Origin of the sequence: Streptomyces sp. NPDC051020, assembly GCF_040683105.1 — a bacterium.
In the GTDB taxonomy this organism is placed as follows: Bacteria; Actinomycetota; Actinomycetes; order Streptomycetales; family Streptomycetaceae; genus Streptomyces.
In genome coordinates, this window is the sequence record NZ_JBFBCG010000016.1 from 45,759 (window position 1) to 70,813 (window position 25,055).

Genomic DNA, 25,055 nt, shown 5'->3' on the forward strand with positions numbered 1-25,055 from the left:
GCTCGACAGGCCCGGCAGCCGATACCCGATCGGCGGCCGGGCTCCGGCGGGCTATGCTCAGGGGTGATGCGCCGAGGGCCGTTAGCTCAATTGGCAGAGCAGCGGACTTTTAATCCGTTGGTTGTGGGTTCGAGTCCCACACGGCCTACCGCTCAGCCCCAGGTCAGAGAGGGTTTCTGGCCTGGGGCCGACTCTTGTTCGCGTTCATGTCGGGCAGTTGCTCCACCGATGCTCGCCCGAAGTGCACACGATCACGACATGGCAGAGCCCCGACCGCGAGTGCGGCCGGGGCTCAACAGCCGGTGTTACCGGTCCCAGTGCCGGTCGTCGGACTCGGACGGCAGTGCGCCGTGCCCTTCGGACCAGTGGTTCACCCAGCCGCACAGTGCGCACGCATAGCGCCCGTCGATGCCGTGCACTTCGGTGCCGCATTGCCTGCAATCCGTGCGAGTGATCTCGTTGCGCGTCGCGGTGACGGCCGTGGACTGAGCTTCGGGGCGCCGGGTCATGGTGGGAACGTACCCCCGGGCGACGCTTTCCCACCGGGTGACGTGATGCTCGGTGCCGTCAGCGCCCGAGGCTGTACCGCCGACGGCGCGGAGGACCCATGCTCCACACGGCCTACGTGAGGTGGGGAGGGGTTTCGGCCTCTGGCCCGCAAGGGAGCGCCCCGTCCGGTTCCGACCGGGCGGGGCGCTCCCTCGTTGACGGGTACCCGCTACGTGCAAGGGCGCCCTCCGGCACATGCGTGTGCCGGAGGGCGCCCGTGGCGTTCGGAGCGGGTGCGTCGTGTCCGTCAGCCTGCCGTGGTGGTGGCGATCCGCCGTTCGAAGGCCGCGAACGCGGCTTCCTGGCGCCACTGGACCCGCGCCTTGGTGCTGGCGTCCAGGAGGCGCCGGCACTGCTGCCGGGGGTTGTGCGCACCGGGGATGTCGTGGCGGCAGGGGCCGGCGAGACGGTAGCCGTCCCGGGTCGGGTTGCCCTGCCAGAGGCTGGTGCCCGGTAGGAAGGCGTACTCCAGGGAGGCCCGCGCGAGGTCCTTCAGGTCGCGGTAGCCGAGGTGGTACGTCGTGGCGGCGTACTGGTACTCGTGGCTGATGTCGATCCGGGAGACGCCGGGATCGTCGGTGGCCAGTACGACGGGCACGCCGTAGGAGCGGTAGGTGGTGAAGGGGTGGTCGGCGCCCTTGACCCCGAGGATCTGCGCGTTGCTGCTGAACGGGACCTCGACCGCGATCTGCCGGGCGGCCATGGTGCGGGCGAGCTGCCGCCAGTTGTCCTCGTGGACCAGGTCGACACCGTGGCCGATGCGCTCGGCGTGGGCGACGTTCACGGCCTCGTTGATGTGGAAGGTCAGATCCTCGGGCTTGACCAGGCCGGGCACCAACTCGCCCGCGTGCAGGGTGATGTGCGCCTTGGGGTACACGCGGTGCAGGTAGTCGAGCATCCGCATCTGGAGGCTGTAGTTCTGCAGGGAGCTGTCCCAGTCCTCCGGCTGCACCAGGTTCACGGCGACGAACCGCTTGTCCCGTTCGGCGAGGCGCAGTCCCAGGGCCATCTGCGTGAAGACCCGCACGGGCGAACTGCCGCGCGACACCTGGGAGATCCACCGCACCGGCAGCCGGCAGCCGGCCTCCGCGCGGGGCCTGCCGCACTGTGCTGCCGTGCGGAACTCCGCGTCGGACTCGTCCGTCTCCCGGCTCGCCTCGGCGACCAGCTGGTCCAGCCTGCCGCCGGCCAGCAGTTTGCCGTGCAGCTTTGCCAGGTCCGGGTCCCAGCCGACCTCGTCGGCCAGTTTCTTGGCGTCGTCCGACGCCGGGGTCACCATGGTTTCCAGATAGAACTGGTTCTGCCTCGCGACGGTGTCGGCCACTTCGGCGAGCAGCTTGCCCCGGTGGCGCCAGGTGACCTCGCCGAACTTCCCGAACGTGTCGAAGAAATGGTCGTGCCCGGACTGCCCGGGCGGGAAGTCCTGCATCGACCACGCCTCCAGTACCGCGCGGCGGAAAGCGGCATCGGTCAGGGCGTCGGACGCCGGGCGCCGGCCCGGACCGCACGGCGGCACCACCGCGGTCAGCGTCGCCTCGTCGATGCACAGACCGTCGTCCGCGGCGAGCGAGATCAGATACTCGGTCGAGACGGCGCCGGACAGGTGGTTGTGCAGGTCCCCTCCCTTCGGCAGTGCCGTGAAGAAGGCCTTCAGCGCGGCCGGATCGTGCCGGATCGCGGCGAGTCGCGCGGAGGCCAGGGACTCCCCGCGGGTGGGCAGGGGTGCGGCAGCGGGGGACCGAGTGGCGGCCACCGGCTGCGCGGCGGCGGGCAGCGAGCCCGGCAGCAGGGACAGGACGGCGAGGGCGCCGAGACCGATCGGGGCCAGCAGGCCACGCGGGCGGCGCACGGAGCGGTGGTTCACGGAGATCACCTGCGCATGATCCCGAGTTCCGCCGACGCTGAACGCGCGACGGGCGGTCACCCGGCAGGGACCACCCGGCCGAGTGATCACGCCAGACGTCCTGCCGATTCTTCCCGGCGGTCCACGAGCGTTTGGCGCGCGCACCTGTTCGTCGGCCGCCTTCTCTTCGGCGGGCGCGGGTCCGGTACGGCCTGTTCCCTCACGGCCGGCCGGGCGGCTCACGCGTGACCGGCGGCGGTGCGGTCGGACCGGGCGCGGGGAGCCGACGAGAGGGCGGCGCGGGTGGGTGTGGCGCCCCGTGCGGAACGGAGCGCCACACCCACGTACGCCTGTCGGCCCTCAGTCCTCGCCCTCCAGGTCCCCCTCCGTCTCCAGGAACGCCTGGCGCAGCGCCTCCAGTACCGCAGGGTCGGGCTCGGCCCACATGCCGCGGGACTCGGCCTCCAGGAGCCGTTCCGCGATGCCGTGCAGGGCCCAGGGGTTGGCCTGCTGCAGGAATTCGCGGTTGGTCGGGTCCAGGACGTACGTCTCGGTGAGCTTGTCGTACATCCAGTCGGCGACCACGCCCGTCGTCGCGTCGTAGCCGAAGAGGTAGTCGACCGTCGCGGCGAGTTCGAAGGCGCCCTTGTAGCCGTGGCGGCGCATCGCCTCGATCCACTTGGGGTTGACCACGCGGGCGCGGAAGACGCGGGACGTCTCCTCGACGAGGGTGCGGGTGCGGACCGTCTCCGGGCGGGTGGAGTCGCCGATGTACGCCTCCGGGGCGGTGCCGCGCAGGGCGCGGACCGTGGCCACCATGCCGCCGTGGTACTGGAAGTAGTCGTCCGAGTCCGCGATGTCGTGCTCGCGGGTGTCCGTGTTCTTGGCGGCCACGGCGATGCGCTTGTACGCCGTCTCCATTTCGTCGCGGGCCGGGCGCCCGTCGAGTTCGCGGCCGTAGGCGTAACCGCCCCAGACGGTGTAGACCTCGGCGAGGTCGGCGTCGGTGCGCCAGTCGCGGCTGTCGATGAGCTGGAGGAGACCCGCTCCGTAGGTACCGGGGCGGGAGCCGAAGATGCGGGTGGTGGCCCGGCGTTCGTCGCCGTGTTCGGCGAGGTCGGCCTGGGCGTGCGCCCGGATGTGGTTCTGCTCGGCCGGTTCGTCGAGGGAAGCGGCGAGACGTACCGCGTCGTCGAGCAGGCCGATGGTGTGCGGGAACGCGTCCCGGAAGAAGCCGGAGATGCGGAGCGTCACATCGATGCGCGGGCGGCCCAGCTCGGCGAGGCCGATCGGTTCCAGGCCGGTGACGCGGCGCGAGGCGTCGTCCCAGACCGGGCGGATGCCGAGCAGCGCCAGTGCCTCGGCGACGTCGTCGCCGGAGGTGCGCATCGCGCTGGTGCCCCACAGGGAGAGGCCGACCGAGGTGGGCCACTCGCCGTTGTCGGTGCGGTAGCGCTCCAGGAGCGAGTCGGCCAGAGCCTGGCCGGTCTCCCAGGCGAGGCGGGACGGGACCGCCTTCGGGTCGACGGAGTAGAAGTTGCGGCCGGTCGGCAGGACGTTGACCAGGCCGCGCAGCGGGGATCCGGAGGGGCCCGCCGGGACGAAGCCGCCGTTCAGGGCATGGACGGTGTGGTCGAGTTCGGCGGTGGTGGCGGACAGCCGGGGGACCACCTCGCTGGCGGCGAAGTCGAGGATGTCCGCGACCGGTCGGGGATGCGATGCCGTGACGGTCGCGACCGCCGCCGGGTCCCAGTCCGCGTCCTCCATCGCCTGGACCAGGGCGCGTGCCTGCTCCTCGGCCTCGTCGGCGGTGGTGCGGGTGGCCGCGGACTCGTCCAGCCCGAGTGCCTCGCGCAGGCCGGGCAGCGACGCCGTACCGCCCCAGATCTGGCGGGCGCGCAGGATCGCCAGGACCAGGTTGACCCGGTCCGCACCGGCCGGGGCACCGCCCAGGACGTGCAGGCCGTCGCGGATCTGGGCGTCCTTGATCTCACAGAGCCAGCCGTCCAGATGCATGATGAACTCGTCGAAACCCTCGTCGTCCGGGCGGTCGTCGAGCCCGAGGTCGTGGTCGAGCTTGGCGGCCTGGATCAGGGTCCAGATCTGGGCGCGGATCGCGGGCAGTTTCGCCGGGTCCATCGCGGCGATCTGGGCGTGTTCGTCGAGGAGTTGCTCCAGGCGCGCGATGTCGCCGTAGCTGTCCGCGCGGGCCATCGGCGGCACGAGGTGGTCGATCAGCGTGGCGTGGACGCGGCGCTTGGCCTGCGTGCCCTCGCCCGGGTCGTTCACCAGGAACGGGTAGACGAGCGGGAGATCGCCCAGTGCCGCGTCCGGGCCGCAGTCCGCGGACAGGCCCGCGTTCTTGCCGGGCAGCCACTCCAGGTTGCCGTGCTTGCCGAGGTGGATCATCGCGTCGGCCCCGAAACCGCCGTCGTCCCGCGCCGCAGCGATCCAGCGGTACGCGGCCAAGTAGTGGTGCGAGGGCGGCAGATCGGGGTCGTGGTAGATCGCGATCGGGTTCTCGCCGAAGCCGCGCGGCGGCTGGATGAGAATGAGGAGGTTCCCGCGGCGCAGGGCGGCGAGCACGATGTCGCCCTCCGGGTTGCGGGAGCGGTCCACGAACATCTCGCCGGGCGGCGGACCCCAGTGCTGCTCGACGGCGTCGCGGAGTCCGTCCGGGAGCGTGGCGTACCAGCGCCGGTAGTCGGCGGCCGGGATACGGACCGGGTTGCGGGCCAGCTGCTCCTCGGTCAGCCAGTCCTGGTCGTGGCCGCCGGCCTCGATCAGGGCGTAGATCAGCTCGTCGCCGTCGCCGGAGACCAGGCCGGGGAGTTCGTCCTCGGGCCCGAAGTCGTAGCCCTCGGCGCGCAGTCGCCGCAGCAGGGCGACGGCGCTGGCGGGGGTGTCGAGCCCGACGGCATTGCCGATACGGGAGTGCTTGGTCGGGTAGGCGGAGAGGACGAGTGCCAGGCGCTTGTCCGCGGCCGGGATGTGGCGAAGCCGTGCGTGGCGTACGGCGATTCCGGCGACGCGTGCGGCGCGTTCGGTGTCGGCGACGTACGCGGGGAGTCCGTCCTCGTCGATCTCCTTGAAGGAGAACGGGACGGTGATCAGTCGGCCGTCGAACTCGGGGACCGCGATCTGGCTGGCCGCGTCGAGCGGGGAGACACCCTCGTCGTTGTCCTCCCAGTCGCTGCGCGAGCTGGTCAGGCAGAGAGCCTGCAGGATCGGTACGTCGAGTCCGGTGAGCGCACCCGCGTCCCAGGACTCGTCGTCGCCGCCCGCCGATGCCTCGGCGGGCCGGGTGCCGCCCGCGGCGAGGACGGTGGTGACGATGGCGTCGGCGGCGCGCAGTTCGTCGATGAGTGCGGGTTCCGGGGTACGCAGCGAGGCGACGTACAGGGGGAGGGCGCGAGCGCCCGCGTCCTCGATCGACCGGCAGAGCGTGTCGACGAACGCGGTGTTCCCGCTCATGTGGTGGGCGCGGTAGTAGAGCACCGCGACGGTCGGGCCGTCACAGGCGCGCGCGGTGCGCTCCAGGGGTCCCCAGGACGGTGCGGGCGCCGGGGGCTCGAAGCCGTGGCCGGTCAGCAGCACGGTGTCGGACAGGAACCGGGCCAGCTGGTCCAGGTTGGCCGGGCCGCCGTGCGCCAGGTAGGCGTGGGCCTCGGCGGCGATCCCGATCGGGACGGTGGAGGCGGCCATCAGCTGGGCGTCGGGGGCCTGTTCGCCAGTGAGGACGACGACCGGCCTGCCGGTGGCGAGGACCTGGTCGAGCCCTTCCTGCCAGGCGCGGACACCGCCGAGGAGGCGTACGACGACGAGGTCGGTGCCGTCGAGGAGAGCGGGGAGGTCGTCGAGGGGCAGGCGCGAGGGGTTGGCGTAGCGGTAGGTCACCGGGCCGTCCGCGGCGCGGGCGCTGAGCAGGTCGGTGTCGGACGTCGACAGGAGCAGGATCATGCGGCGTCGGGCCTTCCTCGGGGTGTCCACGCCCCGGGCGGTGTCGGAATGGGGTCTCCCCTGCTCGAGCGGCGTCGAGAGCTTGGGGAAGGGAGTTCCTGACTCGCCCGGCGCCCAGGCCGGACTCACAGTGGCGGGACCGCGCCGGATTCGCACCGGGCTTCCTCCCTCATCGCCGTCTCCGGCGATGCCGGGCCGGGTGGCCCGTTGCTAGGCATAGTAAGGGCCTGGACCGGCCAGCACTTGGGGGGCGGCGTCACGGGGCTGGGGCACGCACCTCGCGGCGTTGTCGTCCCTCACCATGGCTCCTTCCCCAAGCTCTCGGCTTCGCTCGAGCAGGGGAGACCCCATCCGGCTCAGTCCTCCGCCTTGCGATGCACGCACCCCAGCCCCGCTCCTTCCCCCACCCCCATTGCCGGCCGGTCTTACATCGGATGGGATTCATACAGCTCAGAATGATGGTCGGTATGCTCGCCGCCATGTCCACTTCCGACACCCCGCCATCGGCCCCTGGGGAGCCTGTCTCCCGTGACCGCGGCGATGCCTGCCCGGGGTCGCTGCGGCTCCACCGGGCGGACGACGGGGCGCTGGCGCGGGTCCGGGTCCCCGGTGGCGTGCTGACTGCCCGGCAGGCGGACGCGCTCCACGCCGCCGCGCGGGAGTTGGGCGACGGTGAGCTGCATCTCACTTCTCGGGGCAATGTCCAGTTGCGCGGTCTCGACCCGGAGTGCGGCGGACGGCTCGCCGAACTCCTGGGCGGGGCAGGGCTGCTGCCGTCCCGGAGCCATGAGCGGATACGCAACGTCGTGGCCTCCCCGCTCTCCGGGCTCGACGGCCGGGGCCACCGGGATGTCCGGCCGTGGCTGACCGCGCTGGACGCGCTGTTGTGCGGAAGTGACAAAGCGGCCGGGCTGTCCGGCCGCTTTCTCTTCGCGCTGGACGACGGCCGTGGTGACGTCGATGCCCTGGGCGCGGATGTGACGTTGCTGGGGCAGAGCGACGGGAGCGCGCTCCTGCGGATCGGGGCCGCGGAGGCAGTGCTGAGGGTCTCCGGGGGCGATGCGCCGCGCGCGGCGCTCATCGCCGCCGAGACGTTTCTGGCGGCGGCGCGGGAGACGGGTGCCTGGCGGGTGAGCGAACTTCCGTTCGCGGCCGAAGAGTTGCTGGAGCCGGTGCGGGTGGCGCTGGGGGTGGCCGGTGCCGCGGAGCGCGTACCGCAGGCGACGGCGGCGCAGGAGCCCGCCCATGGCGTCGTCGGCACCGCGGCCTGTGTGGGGGTGCCGCTCGGGCGGCTCACCGGTGCGCAGTGGGCGAGCCTGTCCCGCGTGGGCCGCGAGCTGCGGCTGACCCCGTGGCGGAGCGTCGTCGTGACGGGCGTGACGCCCGGCGAAGCGGCGGCGCGGCTGCTCGAGTGGGATGCGGCCGGACTGATCATCGGGCCCGGCTCCGGGTGGACGGGGGTCGGTGCGTGCATCGGCCGGCCCGGCTGTGCGAAGTCCCTGGCAGATGTGCGGGGTGACGCGGAGGCCTTCGTACGGGCCGCCGGAGAGCCCGTGGCCGGGCAGCTCCCCGTCCACTGGTCCGGCTGCGAACGCCGCTGCGGTCACCCCAAGGGCGCCTGGGCCGACGTCGTCGCCGTTCCGGGCGGGCACCAGGTGGCCCAGGTCCGCGGCGGCGAACGGGGCGCCCCCGTGACGGTCCACGGCAGCCCGTCCGACCTGGCCGCCGCGGTGAACGCCGCCCGCCGCACCCGTATCTGAACCACCGACCCGAGGGCGCTGCAGCCCGACCACCGACCGGAGAGAGCGAAACCACCGTGTTCCAGTACGAGAAGGACGGACCGGCGATCTACCGCCAGTCCTTCGCCACCATCCGCGCCGAGGCGGATCTCGCGGGGCTTCCCGCCGACATCAGCCAGGTCGCGGTCCGCATGATCCACGCCTGCGGCATGGTCGACCTCGTACGCGACATCGACTTCACCCCGGGGGTCGTGGCCGGTGCCCGCGCGGCGCTGCGCTCCGGTGCGCCGATCCTGTGCGACGTGGCCATGGTCGCCAGCGGGGTCACCCGCAAGCGGCTGCCCGCCGACAACGAGGTCATCTGCACCCTGTCGGATCCCACGGTCCCCGATCTCGCCAGGAAGCTCGGCACGACGCGCAGCGCCGCCGCGATGGAGCTGTGGCGGGACCGCATGGAAGGGGCGGTGGTGGCCGTGGGCAACGCACCGACCGCCCTGTTCCGGCTGCTTGAGATGATCGAGGAAGGTGCTCCGCGCCCGGCCGCCGTCATCGGTGTGCCCGTCGGCTTCGTCGGGGCCGCCGAGTCCAAGGACGCCCTGGCCGACCATCCGTCCGGTCTGGAACACCTGGTCGTACGGGGCCGTCGCGGCGGCAGCGCCATAGCCGCGGCCGCGCTCAACGCGATCGCCAGCGAGGAAGAGTAAGAGTGAGCGAGCAGAACACGGGCCGGCTGTACGGGGTGGGGCTCGGTCCCGGCGATCCGGCACTGATGACCGTACGCGCCGTGCAGATCATCGCCGAGGCCGATGTCATCGCCTATCACAGCGCCCGTCACGGACGGTCCATCGCGCGCTCCATCGCCGCCGAGCACATCCGCGCGGACCACATCGAGGAGAAGCTGGTCTATCCGGTCACGACGGAGACCACCGATCACCCGGGCGGCTACCGGGGTGCGATGGAGGAGTTCTACGGCGAGGCCGCGGCCAGGCTGGCCGTGCACCTGGACGCCGGGCGGACGGTGGCGGTGCTCGCCGAGGGCGACCCGATGTTCTACGGCTCGTACATGCACATGCACAAGCGGCTCGCCGACCGGTATCCCACCGAGGTGATCCCCGGGGTCACGTCGGTCAGCGCCGCCGCCGCCCGGCTCGGCACCCCGCTGGCCGAGGGCGAGGAGGTGCTGACGATCCTGCCCGGCACGTTGCCGGAGGAGGAGCTGACGGCCCGCCTGGCCGCCACCGACGCCGCCGTGGTGATGAAGCTGGGGCGCACGTTCCCCGCCGTGCGGCGCGCCTTCGAGGCCTCCGGGCGGCTGGACGAGGCGCACTACGTGGAGCGCGCCACGATGGCCGGGGAGCGCACCGGCGATCTCGCGGACACCGACCCGGACTCCGTTCCGTACTTCGCCGTCGCGGTGCTGCCCAGCCGGATCGACACACCGCGGCCGGAGGCCGCCGAGGACGCGGAGCGCGTGGGCGAGGTCGTGGTCGTCGGGACCGGTCCCGCCGGGCCGCTGTGGCTGACCCCGGAGTCCCGCGGGGCGCTGGCCGCCGCCGACGATCTCGTCGGCTACACCACGTACGTGGACCGCGTCCCGGTCCGCCCGGGACAGGCGCGCCACGGCTCCGACAACAAGGTGGAGTCGGAGCGTGCCGAGTTCGCCCTCGACCTGGCCCGGCGCGGACGCCGTGTGGCCGTGGTCTCGGGCGGCGACCCGGGGATCTTCGCCATGGCGACCGCCGTGCTGGAGGTCGCCTCGCAGGACGCGTACGCGAAGGTTCCCGTGCGGGTGCTGCCCGGGGTGACCGCGGCCAACGCGGCCGCCGCCCGTGCGGGCGCGCCGCTCGGCCACGACTACGCCACGGTCTCGCTCTCCGACCGGCTCAAGCCGTGGGAGGTGATCGCCACTCGGCTGCGCGCGGCCGCGGCGGCGGACCTGGTGCTGGCGCTGTACAACCCGGGTTCGCGCACCCGCACCGAGCAGGTCGGCAAGGCCCGTGACCTGCTGCTGGAGCACCGTTCGCCGGATACGCCGGTGGTGGTGGGCCGGGATGTGGGCGGCCCCTCGGAGAGCGTACGCATCGTCACCCTGGCGGAGCTGGAACCGGCCGAGGTCGACATGCGGACGATCCTGCTGGTCGGTTCCTCCCAGACGCGGTCGGTGCGGCGGGGCGACGGTCAGCAGATCGTGTGGACGCCGCGGCGTTACCCGGAGGCCTGACGGCCTCCCCGCCGGTAGGGAGTGGCCTCCGGTCAGCCGAGCAGGCCGGACAGCCAGTCCACGGCGAGTTCCGGTGTGGGGGCCACGGGGACGCCGTCCGGGACCGGCGGCCGGCGGACCACCACCACCGGAACACCGGCCTCCCGGGCCGCGGTCAGTTTCGGGGCGGTGGCGTCACCCCCGCTGTCCTTGGTGACGAGGACAGCGATGCGGTGACGGCGGATCAGTTCGCGCTCCCCGTCGAGGGTGAACGGCCCCCGGTCCAGCAGGACCTCCATCCGCGCCGGGTGCGGTCCGTCGGGGGCGTCCACCGACCGCATCAGGAACCACTGCGAGTCGAGACCGGCGAAGGCGGCGAGCCCCATCCGGCCCGTGGTCAGGAAGACCCGCTGCCCGAGCCCAGGCAGCGCCTTTGCCGCCTCGGCCAGGGAGCCGACCGGGTGCCAGCGGTCGCCGTCCGTGGGCACCCAGCCGGGGCGGCGCAGAGCGAGCAGGGGAACATGGGCGGCGGCGGCGGCCGACGCCGCATGGAAGCTGATCGTCCCGGCGAAAGGATGGGTGGCATCGATGAGCGCGTCGACCCGGTGCGTCCGCAGCCACGCGGCGAGCCCGTCGGCTCCGCCGAACCCGCCCACCCGCACCTCGCCGGGCGGCAGCTTCGGACTGGCCACCCGGCCGGCCAGCGAACTGGTGACCCGGGCCCCGGCCGGGAGCGCCCCGGCCAGGAGCTCGGCGAGACGGCGTGCCTCCGTGGTGCCACCGAGGACGAGTACGTGCATGGGATCGGTCCAGACATGAGTGAGGCGAAGGGCGGGCGCAGCGCCCAACTCAAACACACCGGTCTGCGGTCGGGCTGGACGACGGGTGCCTGTGCGACCGCGGCCACGACCGCCGCGTACACCGCCCTGCTGACCGGCGACTTCCCCGACCCGGTGACCATCGTGCTGCCCAAGGGCCAGAGCCCGGCGTTCGCGCTGGCGGTGGAGGAACTCGCCGGGGACCGGGCGACGGCCGGCGTGGTCAAGGACGCGGGAGACGACCCGGACGTGACGCACGGCGCGCTGGTACGGGCCACGGTGCGCCGGCTGCCGGCGGGGTCGGGTGTGGTGTTCCGGGCCGGTCCGGGCGTGGGCACCGTGACCCGCCCCGGTCTGCCGCTCGACGTCGGCGAGCCCGCGATCAACCCGATGCCGCGGCAGATGATGCGCGACCACATCGCGCGCGTGGCGGCGGACCACGGGGACACGGGTGACGTCGAGATCACCGTGTCCGTCGATCACGGCGAGGAGATCGCCCGTTCCACGTGGAATCCGCGCCTCGGCATCCTGGGCGGCCTGTCGATCCTCGGCACGACCGGGATCGTCGTCCCCTACTCCTGCTCGGCGTGGATCGACTCGATCCGCCGGGGCGTGGACGTGGCCCGCGCCGCCGGGCACACGCATGTGGCAGGGTGCACGGGGTCGACCTCGGAGAAGACCGTCGTCGCCGAGTACGGTCTGCCGGAGATCGCCCTGCTCGACATGGGCGACTTCGCGGGGGCGGTGCTCAAGTACGTACGCAGGCATCCGGTGGACCGGCTGACGGTCTGCGGCGGCTTCGCGAAGCTGTCGAAGCTCGCGGCAGGCCATCTGGATCTGCACTCCGCCCGCTCCCAGGTCGACAAGGGATTCCTCGCCGAACTCGCCCGGCAGGGCGGCGCGGACGCGTCGCTGACTGCCGAGGTGGCGGACGCCAACACGGGTCTGGCCGCCCTTCAGCTGTGCGCGGCGGCCGGGGTCCCGCTGGGCGACCTGGTCGCGGTGGCCGCCCGGGACCAGGCGCTGTCGGTGCTGCGCGGGGCGCCGGTGGCCGTGGACGTCATCTGCATCGACCGGGCGGGCACGGTCGTCGGCCGCAGCGACGTGCGCTGACGCGGGCGGCGCCGCCCGTCAGCAGACGTGCCGGTCGCGCTCGGCCGAGTACAGGTGGCTGTCGCGGAACTGCTCGGCGCCCAGCGTGCGACCGACCATGATGACGGCGGTACGGATCACCCCCGCGGCCTTCACCTGCCCGGCGATGTCACTCAGCGAACCGCGCAGGATCAGCTCGTCCGGGCGGGACGCCATGGCCACCACGGCGGCCGGGCAGTCGGCCCCGTAGTGCGGCAGCAGCTCCTCGACGACCCGGTCGACGTACCGGGCGGCCAGGTGCAGCACGATCAGCGCACCGCTGCGGCCGAGCGTGGCCAGGTCCTCGCCGTCCGGCATGGCGGTGGCGCGGTGGGCGATCCTGGTGAGGATGACGGTCTGGCCGACGGTCGGCACGGTCAGCTCCCGCTTGAGGGCCGCGGCAGCGGCCGCGAACGCCGGTACACCGGGCACCACTTCGTACGGCACACCTGCCGCGTCGAGCCGCCGCATCTGCTCGGCGACCGCGCTGAAGACGGACGGGTCACCGGAGTGCAGCCGGGCCACGTCCTGCCCGTTCTCGTGGGCGCGCACCAACTCGTCGGTGATCTCGTCGAGGTTGAGCTGCGCGGTGTCGACGAGGCGGGCGTCCGGCGGGCATTCGGCGAGGAGTTCGCGGGGGACCAGGCTGCCCGCGTACAGACAGACCTGGCAGGCGGCGAGCGTCCGGGCGCCGCGGACCGTGATCAGGTCGGCGGCGCCGGGGCCGGCGCCGATGAAGTACACGGTCATCTGTTCTCTCCTGACGAGGACGGTATCGAGGGGGTGCCGGCGGGCTTGCGCACGGACCACTGAGTGACCGGCATGGCCTGGCGCCAGCCGGTGAAGCCGCCGACCGGTACGGCGTGCGCCACCGCGAGCCGCACCAGCTCGCCGCCGTGGCGCCGGTACCGCTCGGCGAGCAGCGCCTCGGACTCCAGCGTGACGGTGTTGGCGACCAGCCGTCCGCCGGGGGGCAGCGCGTCCCAGCAGGCGTCGAGCAGCCCCGGCACGGTCAGCCCGCCGCCGATGAACACGGCGTCCGGCACCGGCAGTCCGGCCAGTGCTTCCGGTGCCCGGCCGGTGACCACGCGCAGCGCGGGGACGCCGAGCCGGTCCGCGTTACGGGTGATGCGTCCGGCCCGCACCGGGTCGCGTTCGACGGTGACGGCACGGCAGGACGGGTGGGTGCGCATCCACTCGACGGCGATCGACCCGGACCCGCCGCCGATGTCCCACAGCAGCTCGCCGGGCGCCGGGGCCAGTGCCCCGAGCGTGGCGGCACGGACATGTCGCTTGGTGAGCTGACCGTCGTGCTCGTACGCGTCGTCCGGCAGCCCGGGGACGGCGCCGAGCCGCAGCGCGTCCGGGGCACGACGGCACTCGACCGCGATGACGTTGAGCGGATCGCCCGCCGGATGCGCCCACCCGTCGGCCGTACCCGTGACGCAGTCCTCGGCCTCGCCGCCGAGCTGTTCCAGCACCCGCATCGGGCTGGGCCCGAAGCCGCGTTCGCGCAGCAGCGCGGCCACGTCGGCGGGGGTTCCGGCGCCCGCGCTCAGCACCAGCAGGCGCCGGCCCTCGTGCAGGGCGGCGGCCAGGCGGGCGGCGGGCCTGCCCACCAGCGTGACGACCTCGGTGTCCTCCAGCGGCCAGCCGAGCCGGGCGCAGGCGTAGGAGACGGAGGACGGATGCGGCAGGACGCGGAGGTTTCCGGCGCCCAACTCCTCGCAGAGGGCGCGCCCGATGCCGTAGAACATGGGGTCGCCACTGGCCAGTACGGCGATGCGGAGCCCCTGGTGCGCGGCCAGCAGCCCGGGTACGGCGGGCCTCAGCGGCGATGGCCAGGGCACCCGCTGCCCCGCGCACTGCGGCGGCAGCAGGTCCAACTGCCGTGCACCGCCGATCAGCACCTCGGCGCGGAGCAGTGCCGTGCGTGATGTCCCGGGCAGTCCCTCCCACCCGTCGGCACCGATCCCGACGACGGTGGGCGCAGGGGGCAGGGGTATTGCGGGCTCTGCGGGGATCACGGCCGGTACCTCGGTGTTCGGGGGGCTTGACGCAGCCGAAACTCTACTGTTCGCGCTGACCGCTGAGATCGTTCCGGGCGGGTGAGCATCGCCATACGTACGTCGGAACGCCTCGGAGCGGCCCTCGGAACCGGCGGTTCGCATGGCGGAGCGGATGGCCGCGGCGGCCCGCTGACCGCGGAACACCCTGCCCGGTCCGCACCGAGCAGGGTGTGTTCAGGGCCGGCGCCGGGTCAGAAGTCGAAGACCGGCCCCGCGCTCGCCTCCATGACGCAGGCGTTCGGGTAGGTGCGCCGCCAGTCCACCGTGGCGCCGTTGTACGTCCCCTGCGCGGTGACCGTGACCGGGTCGTGGATCAGCGGGCACGGGTGCGGGTTGCCGGGCAGCTCGTCGAGGTCGCCCCCGGCCTCGTTCAGGGCGGCGCAGGCTTCCGCCGCCTTCGGGTGGTGACTCGGGGAGGTGGGCGGACACTGGAGGACGATGCCGCGGATCCAGGTGTTCTCGCTGCCGGAGACGGTCAGGAAGAGGCTGCTCTCCTGGGCGTCGGCGTGCGCGGCGGGAGCCAGGAGCAGGGGTGTGGTCAGGGCGGCGGCGGCCAGCGAGGCCGCGGCCAGACACCGGGCGGCGGAAGAGGTGATCATGGTCTGGGTAACGAAGAGCCGGTCACGAGGACACGAGGGGCGTGCCCCGGGCAAGAGGCCGCGCACATAGGCGGGGCGGCGTCGCGTGCCGATGGGCGGCGCCTCGCCCCGCTCCTTCCTCCACCCCACCTATGTGCGCGGCCTCTCAGTGACCTCACTGCTGTACGCGGGACCTCATCACCGGCCGGCCGGCTTGATGTTCTGGTTGGTGTGGAAGAAATTGTCGGGGTCGTACGCCTGTTTGACGGCCGCGAGCCGGTCGTAGTGGTCGCCGTAGGTGGCCCGTACCCGGTCCTGGGACTCGTCCGCGCCCATGAAGTTCACGTACGTCCCGCCCATCGACTGCGGATGAAGCTCCTCCCAGTAGTCCACGCACCACTGCCGGATCGTCCCGGCGTTGTCCGGGTCGGGGTCGATGCCCGCGATGACGCCGGACCAGACGGCGTTCCGGTACGCCCAGGCCGTGTCGTCCGGGCCGGTCCGGTGGGCGGCCCCGTCGACCGGGTACAGGTGCGTCGTCGACAGGTCCGTGGGGAGGTTCTCGGCGTACTTGGCGTGAACGGCGATGGCGTCGTCCGTGATCCGGTCGAAGAAGTTGCCCCGCCAGTACCACTGCAGTCCGCTCGGGAGCAGTGTGTCGAACATGGTCTGGAGCGCCGGATAGGGCATCGGCGAGGCGAAGTGGAAGGAAAGCGGGCCCGGTTCGTCCGCGGCCTTCAGGGCGGCTTCAAGGAGCTCGGGGGCGCCCGTGCAGCACCAGACGACGCCGCACATCTTCTGGCCGTGGATCTTCTCCGGGAACACCGGACCGGGCGGCACGGTGAGCGCCGCGAAGAAGCCGTTCAGGTCCTCGGGGGCCTGCGGCAGGAAGTCCCGGTACCACTCCAGGACTTCGCGGATCCGGTCGACCGGCCACACGGTGATCGCGACCCCCACGGTGTCCACCGGGTGCAGCTGGAGGTCGAACGAGGTGACGATGCCGAAGTTCCCGCCGCCGCCGCGCAGCGCCCAGAAGAGGTCGGCGTTCTCGGTCTCGTTCGCCGTGACGTGGCTGCCGTCGGCCAGGACGACGTCCGCCGTGAGGAGGTTGTCCACGGTCAGGCCGTACCTGCGGGTGAGATAGCCGTGCCCGCCGCCGAGGGCGAGGCCGACGACTCCCGTCGTCGACAGGATTCCGGAGGGCGTGGCCAGGCCGAACGCGTGGGCGGCGTGGTCCAGATCGCCGAGCAGGGTGCCGCCGCCGACCCGGGCGGTCCGGGCGGCGGGATCGATGTGCGCCCAGCGCATCGGTGACAGATCGAGAGTGATGCCGTCGTCCACCAGGCACAGTCCGGGTCCGCTGTGTCCGCCGCCCCGCACGGCGAGTTCGAGACCTCTGCCGCGGACGAAGTCCACCGCGGCCATGACGTCCCCCGCGTCGGCGCACCGCACCACGGCCGCCGGGCGCCGGTCGATCATGGCGTTGTAGATCGTGCGGGCCTCTCGGTACTCCGGGTCCTGCGGGCCGATGACCGGGCCGCGCAACGCGGCCCTCATTGCTTTGAGCGTGGTGGAATCCATGGCCGTCTCCTCAGGGTTGTTCCGTGATCCCTGGCGCAGCGGCGCGGGGCGTCGAATGCGGTGCGCCGCACGGCGGAGGGGCGTTCGCATCCGGGATGTATTCGGACGTCCCGGCGACGTCGCGAGGTGCCGTAGCTGTCGTCGTGCGCCCGTCAGGCATCACGGGACAGCCCTTACGGCCTCCCCGGACGCGGGTGCGGACCGCTGTCTTCCACGCTCCGCCCGGTCGGAGGGCCGTGCAATCTGCGGGCGCTGCGCAAAGAGCGGGATGCGGTGTCCGGCAGGTGAGGAGCAGTGGGCGGGTCGCCCGGACGGGCGCACCATGAATCCATGGACCGACCCCTTGGTGATGTGAGCCCGCCAGGGCGCCTTGCCGAGCCCGGCGAGGGCATCAGCCCTGAGGAACTCGCGCTCGCCGCCCGCAACCACGGCCTGCCGCTGGAGGCGCTGCGCTACGACATCACCCCGCCCGGACTGCACTACGTACTGGTCCACTACGACATCCCCGAGATCCCGGACGGCTCCGCGCAGCTCACCGTGCACGGCAGGGTCCGGACGCCGCTGGCACTGGACCTGGCGGCGCTGCGGTCGTTCCCGGCCGTCACACTGCGCGTCACAATGGAATGCGCGGGCAACGGCCGGGCCCGGCTCGTACCGCGGCCGGTGAGCCAGCCGTGGCTGGTCGAGGCGGTCGGTACGGCGGAGTGGACCGGGGTGCCGCTGCGGCTGCTGCTCGCCGAGGCCGGGGTGGAACCGGACGCCGTCGAGGCGGTGTTCTGCGGGGCCGACCACGGTATCGAGCGGGGCGTCGAGCAGGACTACCGGCGGAGCCTGCCGGTGGACGTGGCCACCGGCGACACACCGGAAGTGCTGGTGGCGTACGCGATGAACGGTGGTCCGCTGCCGCCGCAGCACGGCCATCCGCTGCGGCTGGTGGTGCCCGGCTGGTACGGCATGGCACAGGTGAAATGGCTTCGGGAGATCCGGCTCACCGAGACCCCGTTCACCGGCTTCCAGCAGACGACCGCCTACCGCTACCGGCAGGATCCTGACGATCCGGGTGAACCCGTCACCCGGATCGCTCCCCGGGCGCTGATGATCCCGCCCGGGTTCCCGGACTTCATGTCCCGGACCCGTTTCGTACGCCCCGGGCGGGTACTGCTCCGGGGCCGCGCGTGGTCTGGGGAGCCGCCGGTCACCCGGGTCGAGGTGAGCACGGACGACGGCCGCTCCTGGTACGACGCCGAACTCGCCCCGCCGGACGGGGACGGCAGGCACACCTGGGCCTGGCAACGGTGGCAGGCGCCGTGGAAGGCGGTGCCCGGCACCTACGTCCTCAGCGCCCGTGCCACCGATGCCGGGGGCCGGGTCCAGCCCCTCACCCAGCCGTGGAACCGCGGCGGCTTCGGCAACAACCTGGTCCAGCGGATCGCCGTCCACTGCGGACTGGGGTGAGCTCCGACCGGCACATGGTCGGTCTCAGATGAGGAGTTTTGTCTTCGCCCGCTGGAACTCCTCGTCCGTGATCGCGCCACGGTCCTTCAGCTCGGCGAGTTTCGCCAGCTCCTCGACGCTGCCGCCGCTGGGTTTCGCCGGGCCGGCCGTGCCACCGGTGGCGGCGGCTTCCCGTACGTACGCCTTGAAGGCGGCTTCCCGCTGCCTGGCTTCCTCGACGTCACGCTTCCCCATGGATTTGCCGCGCACGATCACGTAGATCAGGACGCCGAGGTACGGCACGACCAGGGACAGGATCAGCCAGCCCGCCTTGCCCCAGCCGCCGAGGTCGTCGCTGCGGAAGATGTCCGTGATGACCTTGAAGAGGAGGAAGAGCCACATGATCCAGAGGAAGAACCAGAGCATGGTCCAGAAGAGGTTGAGCAGGGGGTAGTCCACGTTCCGCTCCCTGGTCGTCGCGTCGTTCGATTCGTCCGTTCGTCTCGGCGAGACAGCCCTGAACGGCTGAATCACATATCAGTCATATCATCAGATTCCACCCACCGCTCACTGTCGTACGGACCGTTCCTCAGGGGGCCGTTCCCGAGGAGGTGGCGCGGAGTACCGTGGAATGACCGAGGGAGGCGTGTGGCGTATGAGCGCCGCAGATGGGTCCGCCTGGAGCCCGATCGGGGCGATCGGCCGCGTCACCGTGCCGATCCCGCCGAACGGCCCCGGCGAAGTACTGGTGGCCGTACGGGGTGGGTCGGAGGCCTACACCGCATGGTCGGCGACGTCGATCGACAGGGACGTACGCGTCGTTGTCGTCGACTCGGTCTCGGCACGCGGCGTGATCGTCGAACGCCTGCCGTCCTGAACCGCGAACCGACGCCGGGGATCGACGCCGGGGAACGGTGACGAGCGGCGCCGCACCGGGACATCACGTCGAGAAGAGGCGTACGGCAGGAGTCCGCTCATGTTGTTCTGGCACGTTCCCGCCCCCAACGAGGCGATGCTCATCTCCGGATCGAAACGGCAGACGCACGACACCCAGTTCCGGATCGTCACCGGTCACGGCAGCTTCGTCGTACCGGTGAAGCAGAAGGTGCGCATGCTCTCCCTGGCGCTGCGCGAGGCGGAGATCACCGAGGACTGCGTCACCCAGCAGGGCATCCGGCTCAACGTCCGCGCCGTCGCCGTCTTCAAGGTCGGTGACGACGCCGTCTCCATCGCGAACGCCGCCCGCCGCTTCCTGTCCGAACAGGACCAGATGGAGGAGCTCGCCGGCCGGATCTTCGCCGGACACCTGCGCTCCATCGTCGGCGGGCTGACCGTCGAGCAGATCATCCGGGAGCGGAACCGGGTCTCCCAGGAGGTCATCGCGGGCAGCCACGGCGAGATGGAGAAGCTCGGCATCGTCGTGGACGCCCTCCAGATCCAGGAGATCGAGGACTCCACCGGCTACATCAACAACCTCGCCGCCCCGCACGCGGCCGCCGTCGCCAGCCAGGCCCGGATCGCCGAGGCGAGGGCCGACCAGGAGGCGTCCGAGCGGGAGCAGCAGGCCGCGGCGCTCAAGGCCGAGTACGAACGGGACACCGCGATCAAGCGGGCCGGCTTCCTCGCCGAGACCGAGCAGTACAACGCCCGCGCCGCCCAGGCCGGACCGCTCGCCCAGGCCAGGGCCTCGCACGAGGTCATCGAGGAGCAGACCGCACTGGCCGAGCGGCAGGCGGCGCTGGCCGCGCAACGGCTGGAGGCGGAGGTCAGGCGTCCGGCGGACGCCGAGGCGTACCGGCAGCGCACACTCGCCGAGGCCGCCCGGGACCAGGCGAAGTTCCAGGCCGACGGCAGTGCGTACGCCGAACGGACCGTCGCCCAGGCGCAGGCCGACGCCAACACCGCGCGCGCCGCCTCGCTCCGGGACGGCAATCAGGAGCTGATCGCGGCCAACCGGATCGTGGAGAACCTGCCGGCCCTGGCCGACGCGGCCGCCCGCGGGATGTCGGGGGCCGACCTCACCGTGCTCAACGGCACCAACGGTGTCAACGAGATGGCGGCGGGCGTGGTCAGTCAGGGGCTGGCGATCCTCCACGCAATCCAGCGCGGTGCGAACACGGCGAAGCCGGTGGTCCACGCGAAGCGGGCCCCGCACATCACCGACTCGAACTGAGACCGACCGGCACATGGGAGGCGGCGTCGCGGGGCAGTGGTGGGGGCGGACGGGGTGCAGGCGGATCAGTACATGGTCAACCGGGCGTCCCGGATGGCGTAGAGTTGTGTTCACCGACGCGGGGTGGAGCAGCTCGGTAGCTCGCTGGGCTCATAACCCAGAGGTCGCAGGTTCAAATCCTGTCCCCGCTACTGAAAAATCAGGCCCGGCACGCAGAGAGCGTGCCGGGCCTGATTCGTGTTTTCCGTCCCCCCTTCGGCCGATGCGGAGTCGCCGCGCGACGCCGCTCCGGCAAGCCTGGTCAGTGAGGTGCGGCACCGTCCGCAGCCAGGCACGTACCGGGCAGGAGACCGTGGGGCGTATCGGGCAGGAGACCGCAGGAGCCGCTGCGCGTACCGGGCAGGAGACCGCAGGAGCCGCTGCGCGTACCGGGCAGGAGAGCACAGGTGGGGATGGCGGAGAAGCTGCGCGGGGTGCGGGGCGGGGGCGACAGCCCGTCCCGGCAGATCGTCGGCGCGCTGCCGACGTTTCTGATCGTCGCCGGGCTCGTGTTCGACATCCTCACCCCGCCGCCGTTCACCGCCGTGCCGCTGTTCGTGGCGGCCCCGCTGGTCGCCGCACCGTTCTTCTCACGGACGAGCACCGTCCGTATCGGCGTCGCCTCGCTGCTCTCGATCCTCGTCCTGCGGATCCAGAGCGGCACGGTGCTGCAGGTTGTGCCGTCCCTCGAGGTCATCACCGTGCTCACCGCCTCGATCCTCTCCCTCTTCATCAACGGAGTCGTCACGCGCGGCAATGAGCAGCTGGCTTCGGCGCGGGTCATCGCGGAGACCGCCATGCGGGCCGTGCTGCCGGAGCCGAACGACTGGATCGGCGGGCTGCAGGTTGCCGCGCGGTACGAGGCGGCGCAGGCGGACGAGTTCGTAGGCGGCGACCTGTTCGCCGTGGTGGACACCCCGCACGGCGTGCGGCTGGTGGTCGGGGATGTGCGGGGCAAGGGGCTCGACGCGGTCGAGGCGGTGGCGGTGATCATCGGCGCGTTCCGGGAGGTCGCCGAGCACGAGGCTTCGCTGGAGGACGTGGCGCAGCGGCTGGAGTGGGCGCTGGCACGGGAGGGGGAGCGACGCGGCGGGATCGATCCGGTCGAGGGCTTTGTCACCGCCGTACTCGCCGAGATCCCGCACGGTGGTGCCGAGGTGCGGATCGTCAACCGCGGCCACCCCGAGCCGCTGCTGCTCCACCCCGACGGAAGGGTGGAGCTGCTGGTACCGAGCGTGCCCGCGCTGCCGCTCGGCATGGGGCTGGGGGTGTGGCCGGACCTGGCTGACGCCTGGGGGCTGGCCGCCGGGACGGCGCTGCTCGTCTACACCGACGGTCTCTCCGAGGCGCGCGACAAACATGGGGTGTTCTACGACCCGGCGGCCCGACTGAGTGGGCGGATCTTCCCCGGGCCCGAAGAGCTGCTGTCCGCGCTGACCGATGACGTACGGCTGCACACGGGCGGCAAGTCCACCGACGACATGGCGCTGGTCGCGGTCGTACGGCCCGCGGAGGGGCAGCCGGAGCGGCGCAGGACCGTGAAGATCGTGAGGCGCGGGCAGGACTGAGGCGCGGCTGCGGTGAGCACACGAGGCCTATGCCACGGTGCGTAATCGAAGAGTGCCGCTCTGCATAATGTTTGACGCAGCGTCAGAAAAACGGTAGCGACTGAGTCCGGGTCAACTCGCCCGATTCCGACCGGTTGTGTCCAGTAAAGTCCAGGCCAAAACCGTGAACGATCAGTGGGAACAGCTTGGAATCAGGCCTGTGCGTCTATTAACGTTCGATAACGCAGCGCGGTCGTCCCAGCCGTCGTCAGTGGCGGCACCGTGCGCGAGCGCCGAATTCCGCAAGGGAACCGGGGAACCACCTCCATGGGGTGAATCGGACATCTGTGTCTCGTGAGAGGCAGAGGAATCCGTAGGAGACCTTCCTGCTCCGAACCCGTCAGCTAACCCGGTAGGCGAGAAGGAAGGAAAGGAGTGCGCCCCCGTGGCGTCCAACAAGCCTGCCCCCGAAGCCCCTTCCCGGTTCGGCTCCGACTTCACCACTGAGTACGCCTCCGGGACGGACACCGAGTCCGGCACTGCGCTCACCGCCGAGTTCGGGACCGAAGGCCTCGGAGGAACCGACCGGTCCTGGGAGGAATGGAACCCCACCGAGGAGTCCGTCCGCCCCGTACGCGGCAGGCACCGCGTCGCCAAGCAGCGCAACGGGCTCGCCCGTAGCTCCACGGTTCTCGGCGTCGGCGTCATCGCGGCCGTCGGCGCGGGCGGCATGGCCACCGCGCAGAGCAAGCCGCCGGTCTCCATCTCCCTTCCCGATTCCCTCGCGGACAAGCTCCCCGACGCCAACTCCCTCCCCGGCGTGGGCGCACTGTTCTCCGAGGAGTCCGCCGCCGACCAGGCCCAGACCGCCGCCGCACCGCTGACCAGCGCGGGCATCACCACCGCCGAGGCCGAGCAGGGCGCCACCGACGCCGGCGAAGCGCTCCGCGCCCGCATCCTCCAGCAGGCCGAGCAGCAGCAGAGCGCCGCCGACGCGGAGGCCAAGGCTGCCGAGGAGAAGGCCGCCGCGGAGAAGGCGGCAGCCGAGGCGAAGCAGAAGCAGGACGTCGCCGAGGCCAAGGCCGAGGCCAAGGCCGAGGCCGCGAAGAAGAAGGCGGAGGAAGAGGCGAAGGCCAAGGCCGAGGCCGAGCGGCTCGCCAAACTGGCCGCCAGCTACGCCATCCCCACCTCCTCGTACACGATCACGTCGACCTTCGGCCAAGCCGGTTCGATGTGGTCCTCCGGCTACCACACCGGTCTCGACTTCGCGGCGCCGACCGGCACCCCGATCAAGGCCGTCCATACCGGCACCATCAAGTCGGCGGGCTGGTCCGGCTCCTACGGCTACCGCACGGTCCTGGAGCTCGAGGACGGCACGGAGCTGTGGTTCTGTCACCAGTCGTCGATCAACGTCAGCGTCGGCCAGAAGGTCACCACCGGTGAGACCATCGGCCGCGTCGGCGCCACCGGAAATGTGACGGGTCCCCACCTCCACCTGGAGGTCCACACCTCGAGCGGCACGGGCATCGACCCGATGACCTGGCTGCGCGACAAGGGCCTCACCCCCTGACCCGATGAACGCGGGCCGGCCCCACCGGCCCGCCACCGATCCCCGGCAGTCCTGACGCTCACCCCCCGACGTCAGGGCTGCCGGTCCGTTTGGCCACGGCTTTCGCGTGCACCATGCATGGAAGAGCAGCACTGCTGGAATCCGTTGATCCGCAGGGCGAGCTCCAGGACTCCGCCGCCCGCGCCGGGCTCGCCGCCGTCCCTGGAGCTGGCGGAACTCACCGAGGCGTCCGCCTGACCCGTCACCAGGGATGCTGGGGCGGTCGGTTCCCGTAGCGCTGCTGTCCGTGGGGCGGCTGGTGATACGGCTGCCCAGGGGGCGACAGGTACGGGTTGTGGCCGCCGTACGGCTGGTACTGCTGCGGAACCGGCGCCGGGGCCATGGAGTGCGGGCGCAGACGGCCCGTCGCCTGTGCCGCGTACGCCAGGGCGGGGGCGGCCACGTCCCGGCGCTGCCAGAGGTGGTGCAGCAGTTCCAGCTCACGGGCGGTGAAGTCCGGTTCCACCGCCCCGCGGCCGGCCCGGCGGCGCAGGAACGCCAGGGACGTGGCGAACGACTCGTACTCGGCGACCGCCCGCGCCGCCGCCTGGCCGCGCGCCTTGGCCTGCGCCTTGGCGTGGCTCCGTACCTGAGCCGCGATTCGGCCGTGAGTGCCGTGGGCGGGGCCGTAGGCAGGGGCGTACCCGTAACCCAGGGCTCCGTACCCCGCTTGCGCGTGCCGCTGGCGCGCCAGGTCCCGGGCCAGGCCGCGGGCCCGCATCGAGGAGAGCGCGAGCGGCTCGGCCGGGGTCAGCCAGCCGGCGGCCGCGTACGCGGGCAGCTCGGTCGCCAGGGTGCGCAGCTCCCGCTGGCGCGACCAGATCGCCAGCCAGGTGACCAGTCCGAAGACCGGGACCATGAACACCCCGTACACGACATAGAAGCCGTACGGGCCGAACGTCCCCGAACCGTTCCACAGGGCGTGCATGCCCATGGCGAGGATCAGTCCGAGCAGCGGCAGCGCGATGCGGCGGATGCGGTGGCGGGGTGCGCTGAGCGCCGCGAAGCCGAAGCCCAGGCCGGTCAGCACGGTGAAGAGGGGGTGCGCGAACGGCGTCATCACCCCTCGTACGAAGAAGGTCGCGGCCGTCACCGACGCCAGGCCCGAGTTGCCGATCTGCTGGTCCTCGCCGAACGCGTTGCCCAGGTAGAGGATGTTCTCGGTGAAGGCGAAGCCCGTCGCGGTGAAGCCGGCGACGACGACGCCGGCGACGACACCGCCGAAGTCCCGTCGCCGGAACAGGAAGATCAGCAGGACGGCCGCCGCCTTCGCGCTCTCCTCGACGACGGGCGCGATGACCGTGGCCCCGAGGGTGTCCGCGCTCGCCGGGTCCGCGGTGGCCGTCGCGATCCAGCGGGTCGCGAACGAATTGGCGATGATCGCGATCAGGGCGGCGGCGCATGCACCCCAGGCGAAGGCGAACAGCAGATTCCGCCAGGGTTCGGGTTCGACCCGGTCCAGCCAGCGGAACGCCGTCATCAGGAGCGGGACGGGCAGCACGGCCAGACCCAGCCCGACCAGGAACCCTTCGGTGCCGGTCTGGGCGCGGACCAGAGCCAGGATCACCAGCCCGCACAGCGCGAGCACGGTGAAGACAGCGGCGATACGGAACGTCTTGCTTCGCCAGACCATGCCGACGCGGCGCGGACGGTAGCGCCACTGGCCCCGCTCCGGCACGGCCGCCAGGATCTCGCCGACCCGCTGCTCCTCGAGGAGCGGGACGGCCGGCTGCGACTGTTGCTGCTGGACAGACCCGTCGGACACCCCACGACCCTAGCGAGGGA

19 protein-coding genes, 2 tRNA genes and 2 riboswitches are annotated in these 25,055 nt (G+C 72.0%); of the genes, 11 read left to right on the forward strand and 10 right to left on the reverse strand.

Translation table 11 applies throughout. The features are described from left to right. The first annotated feature begins 75 nt into the window (after window positions 1–75). Window positions 76–148 (forward strand) — tRNA-Lys (locus AB0N06_RS11655). A 157-nt stretch (window positions 149–305) separates the two neighbouring features. Here AB0N06_RS11655 and AB0N06_RS11660 read toward each other — a convergent pair. From AB0N06_RS11660 to cobN, 3 genes are all read right to left on the reverse strand, one after another. Further along, window positions 306–509 (reverse strand): hypothetical protein, encoded by a 204-nt coding sequence (locus AB0N06_RS11660; protein ID WP_366134485.1) that lies wholly within the window; start codon window positions 507–509, stop codon window positions 306–308. Between the two features lie 287 nt (window positions 510–796). Next, the gene (locus tag AB0N06_RS11665) at window positions 797–2,419 is read right to left on the reverse strand and encodes an adenosine deaminase (protein ID WP_366134523.1); all 1,623 of its coding nucleotides are present in this window, start codon (window positions 2,417–2,419) and stop codon (window positions 797–799) included. A gap of 333 nt (window positions 2,420–2,752) precedes the next feature. After that, on the reverse strand, window positions 2,753–6,352 hold the full coding sequence (gene cobN, locus AB0N06_RS11670; protein WP_366134524.1) for a cobaltochelatase subunit CobN: 3,600 nt from the start codon (window positions 6,350–6,352) through the stop codon (window positions 2,753–2,755). A 92-nt stretch (window positions 6,353–6,444) separates the two neighbouring features. Continuing rightward, window positions 6,445–6,541: riboswitch (cobalamin riboswitch) on the reverse strand. A 278-nt stretch (window positions 6,542–6,819) separates the two neighbouring features. Here cobN and AB0N06_RS11675 point away from each other — a divergent pair. The 3 genes from AB0N06_RS11675 to AB0N06_RS11685 are packed head-to-tail and all read left to right on the forward strand — an operon-like array spanning window position 6,820 to window position 10,312. After that, entirely contained in the window at window positions 6,820–8,112 is a 1,293-nt protein-coding gene (locus AB0N06_RS11675) for a cobalamin biosynthesis protein CobG (RefSeq protein WP_366134525.1), read from the forward strand. A gap of 56 nt (window positions 8,113–8,168) precedes the next feature. Further along, window positions 8,169–8,795, forward strand: coding sequence for a precorrin-8X methylmutase (locus AB0N06_RS11680; protein WP_366134486.1), 627 nt, complete (start codon window positions 8,169–8,171; stop codon window positions 8,793–8,795). Between the two features lie 2 nt (window positions 8,796–8,797). Next, the gene (locus AB0N06_RS11685) at window positions 8,798–10,312 is read left to right on the forward strand and encodes a precorrin-2 C(20)-methyltransferase (protein WP_366134487.1); all 1,515 of its coding nucleotides are present in this window, start codon (window positions 8,798–8,800) and stop codon (window positions 10,310–10,312) included. A 32-nt stretch (window positions 10,313–10,344) separates the two neighbouring features. On the opposite strand, the gene AB0N06_RS11690 is transcribed toward AB0N06_RS11685, so the two are convergent. Then, the gene (locus AB0N06_RS11690; protein ID WP_366134489.1) at window positions 10,345–11,091 is read right to left on the reverse strand and encodes a cobalt-precorrin-6A reductase; all 747 of its coding nucleotides are present in this window, start codon (window positions 11,089–11,091) and stop codon (window positions 10,345–10,347) included. Window positions 11,092–11,106: 15 nt separating this feature from the next. Here AB0N06_RS11690 and AB0N06_RS11695 point away from each other — a divergent pair, with 15 nt between their 5' ends. After that, window positions 11,107–12,222 (forward strand): cobalt-precorrin-5B (C(1))-methyltransferase, encoded by a 1,116-nt coding sequence (locus AB0N06_RS11695; protein WP_366134490.1) that lies wholly within the window; start codon window positions 11,107–11,109, stop codon window positions 12,220–12,222. An 18-nt stretch (window positions 12,223–12,240) separates the two neighbouring features. On the opposite strand, the gene cobM is transcribed toward AB0N06_RS11695, so the two are convergent. From cobM to AB0N06_RS11715, 4 genes are all read right to left on the reverse strand, one after another. After that, a complete protein-coding gene (cobM, locus tag AB0N06_RS11700; protein WP_366134491.1) occupies window positions 12,241–12,990 on the reverse strand; it encodes a precorrin-4 C(11)-methyltransferase in 750 nt (249 codons plus the stop codon). Beyond that, window positions 12,987–14,267: a precorrin-6y C5,15-methyltransferase (decarboxylating) subunit CbiE gene (cbiE, locus tag AB0N06_RS11705; protein WP_366134492.1), complete on the reverse strand. Its 1,281-nt coding sequence runs from the start codon at window positions 14,265–14,267 to the stop codon at window positions 12,987–12,989. The genes cobM and cbiE overlap by 4 nt, the downstream gene beginning before the upstream one ends. A gap of 233 nt (window positions 14,268–14,500) precedes the next feature. Then, on the reverse strand, window positions 14,501–14,908 hold the full coding sequence (locus tag AB0N06_RS11710) for an SSI family serine proteinase inhibitor (RefSeq protein ID WP_366134493.1): 408 nt from the start codon (window positions 14,906–14,908) through the stop codon (window positions 14,501–14,503). A 177-nt stretch (window positions 14,909–15,085) separates the two neighbouring features. After that, window positions 15,086–16,468: an FAD-binding oxidoreductase gene (locus AB0N06_RS11715; protein WP_366134494.1), complete on the reverse strand. Its 1,383-nt coding sequence runs from the start codon at window positions 16,466–16,468 to the stop codon at window positions 15,086–15,088. Between the two features lie 330 nt (window positions 16,469–16,798). On the opposite strand from AB0N06_RS11715, the gene AB0N06_RS11720 reads away from it, so the two are divergent. Continuing rightward, window positions 16,799–17,923, forward strand: a complete 1,125-nt coding sequence (locus AB0N06_RS11720; protein ID WP_366134495.1) for a sulfite oxidase — start codon at window positions 16,799–16,801, stop codon at window positions 17,921–17,923. Window positions 17,924–17,947: 24 nt separating this feature from the next. Here the strand turns inward: AB0N06_RS11720 and AB0N06_RS11725 are convergent, their stop codons facing one another. Beyond that, window positions 17,948–18,328, reverse strand: coding sequence for an SHOCT domain-containing protein (locus AB0N06_RS11725; RefSeq protein ID WP_366134526.1), 381 nt, complete (start codon window positions 18,326–18,328; stop codon window positions 17,948–17,950). A 229-nt stretch (window positions 18,329–18,557) separates the two neighbouring features. Here AB0N06_RS11725 and AB0N06_RS11730 point away from each other — a divergent pair, with 229 nt between their 5' ends. From AB0N06_RS11730 to AB0N06_RS11750, 5 genes are all read left to right on the forward strand, one after another. After that, window positions 18,558–18,779 (forward strand): hypothetical protein, encoded by a 222-nt coding sequence (locus tag AB0N06_RS11730; protein WP_358858281.1) that lies wholly within the window; start codon window positions 18,558–18,560, stop codon window positions 18,777–18,779. A 99-nt stretch (window positions 18,780–18,878) separates the two neighbouring features. After that, on the forward strand, window positions 18,879–20,075 hold the full coding sequence (locus AB0N06_RS11735) for an SPFH domain-containing protein (RefSeq protein WP_366134496.1): 1,197 nt from the start codon (window positions 18,879–18,881) through the stop codon (window positions 20,073–20,075). A gap of 117 nt (window positions 20,076–20,192) precedes the next feature. Then, a tRNA-Met gene (locus AB0N06_RS11740) sits at window positions 20,193–20,266 on the forward strand. 261 nt (window positions 20,267–20,527) lie between these two features. Continuing rightward, window positions 20,528–21,682, forward strand: coding sequence for a PP2C family protein-serine/threonine phosphatase (locus AB0N06_RS11745; RefSeq protein WP_366134497.1), 1,155 nt, complete (start codon window positions 20,528–20,530; stop codon window positions 21,680–21,682). 260 nt (window positions 21,683–21,942) lie between these two features. After that, window positions 21,943–22,095: riboswitch (cyclic di-AMP (ydaO/yuaA leader) on the forward strand. A gap of 11 nt (window positions 22,096–22,106) precedes the next feature. After that, entirely contained in the window at window positions 22,107–23,231 is a 1,125-nt protein-coding gene (locus AB0N06_RS11750) for a M23 family metallopeptidase (RefSeq protein ID WP_366134498.1), read from the forward strand. Window positions 23,232–23,472: 241 nt separating this feature from the next. Here AB0N06_RS11750 and AB0N06_RS11755 read toward each other — a convergent pair whose 3' ends face one another. Beyond that, window positions 23,473–25,035 (reverse strand): PrsW family glutamic-type intramembrane protease, encoded by a 1,563-nt coding sequence (locus tag AB0N06_RS11755; protein WP_366134499.1) that lies wholly within the window; start codon window positions 25,033–25,035, stop codon window positions 23,473–23,475. Window positions 25,036–25,055 lie beyond the last annotated feature (20 nt).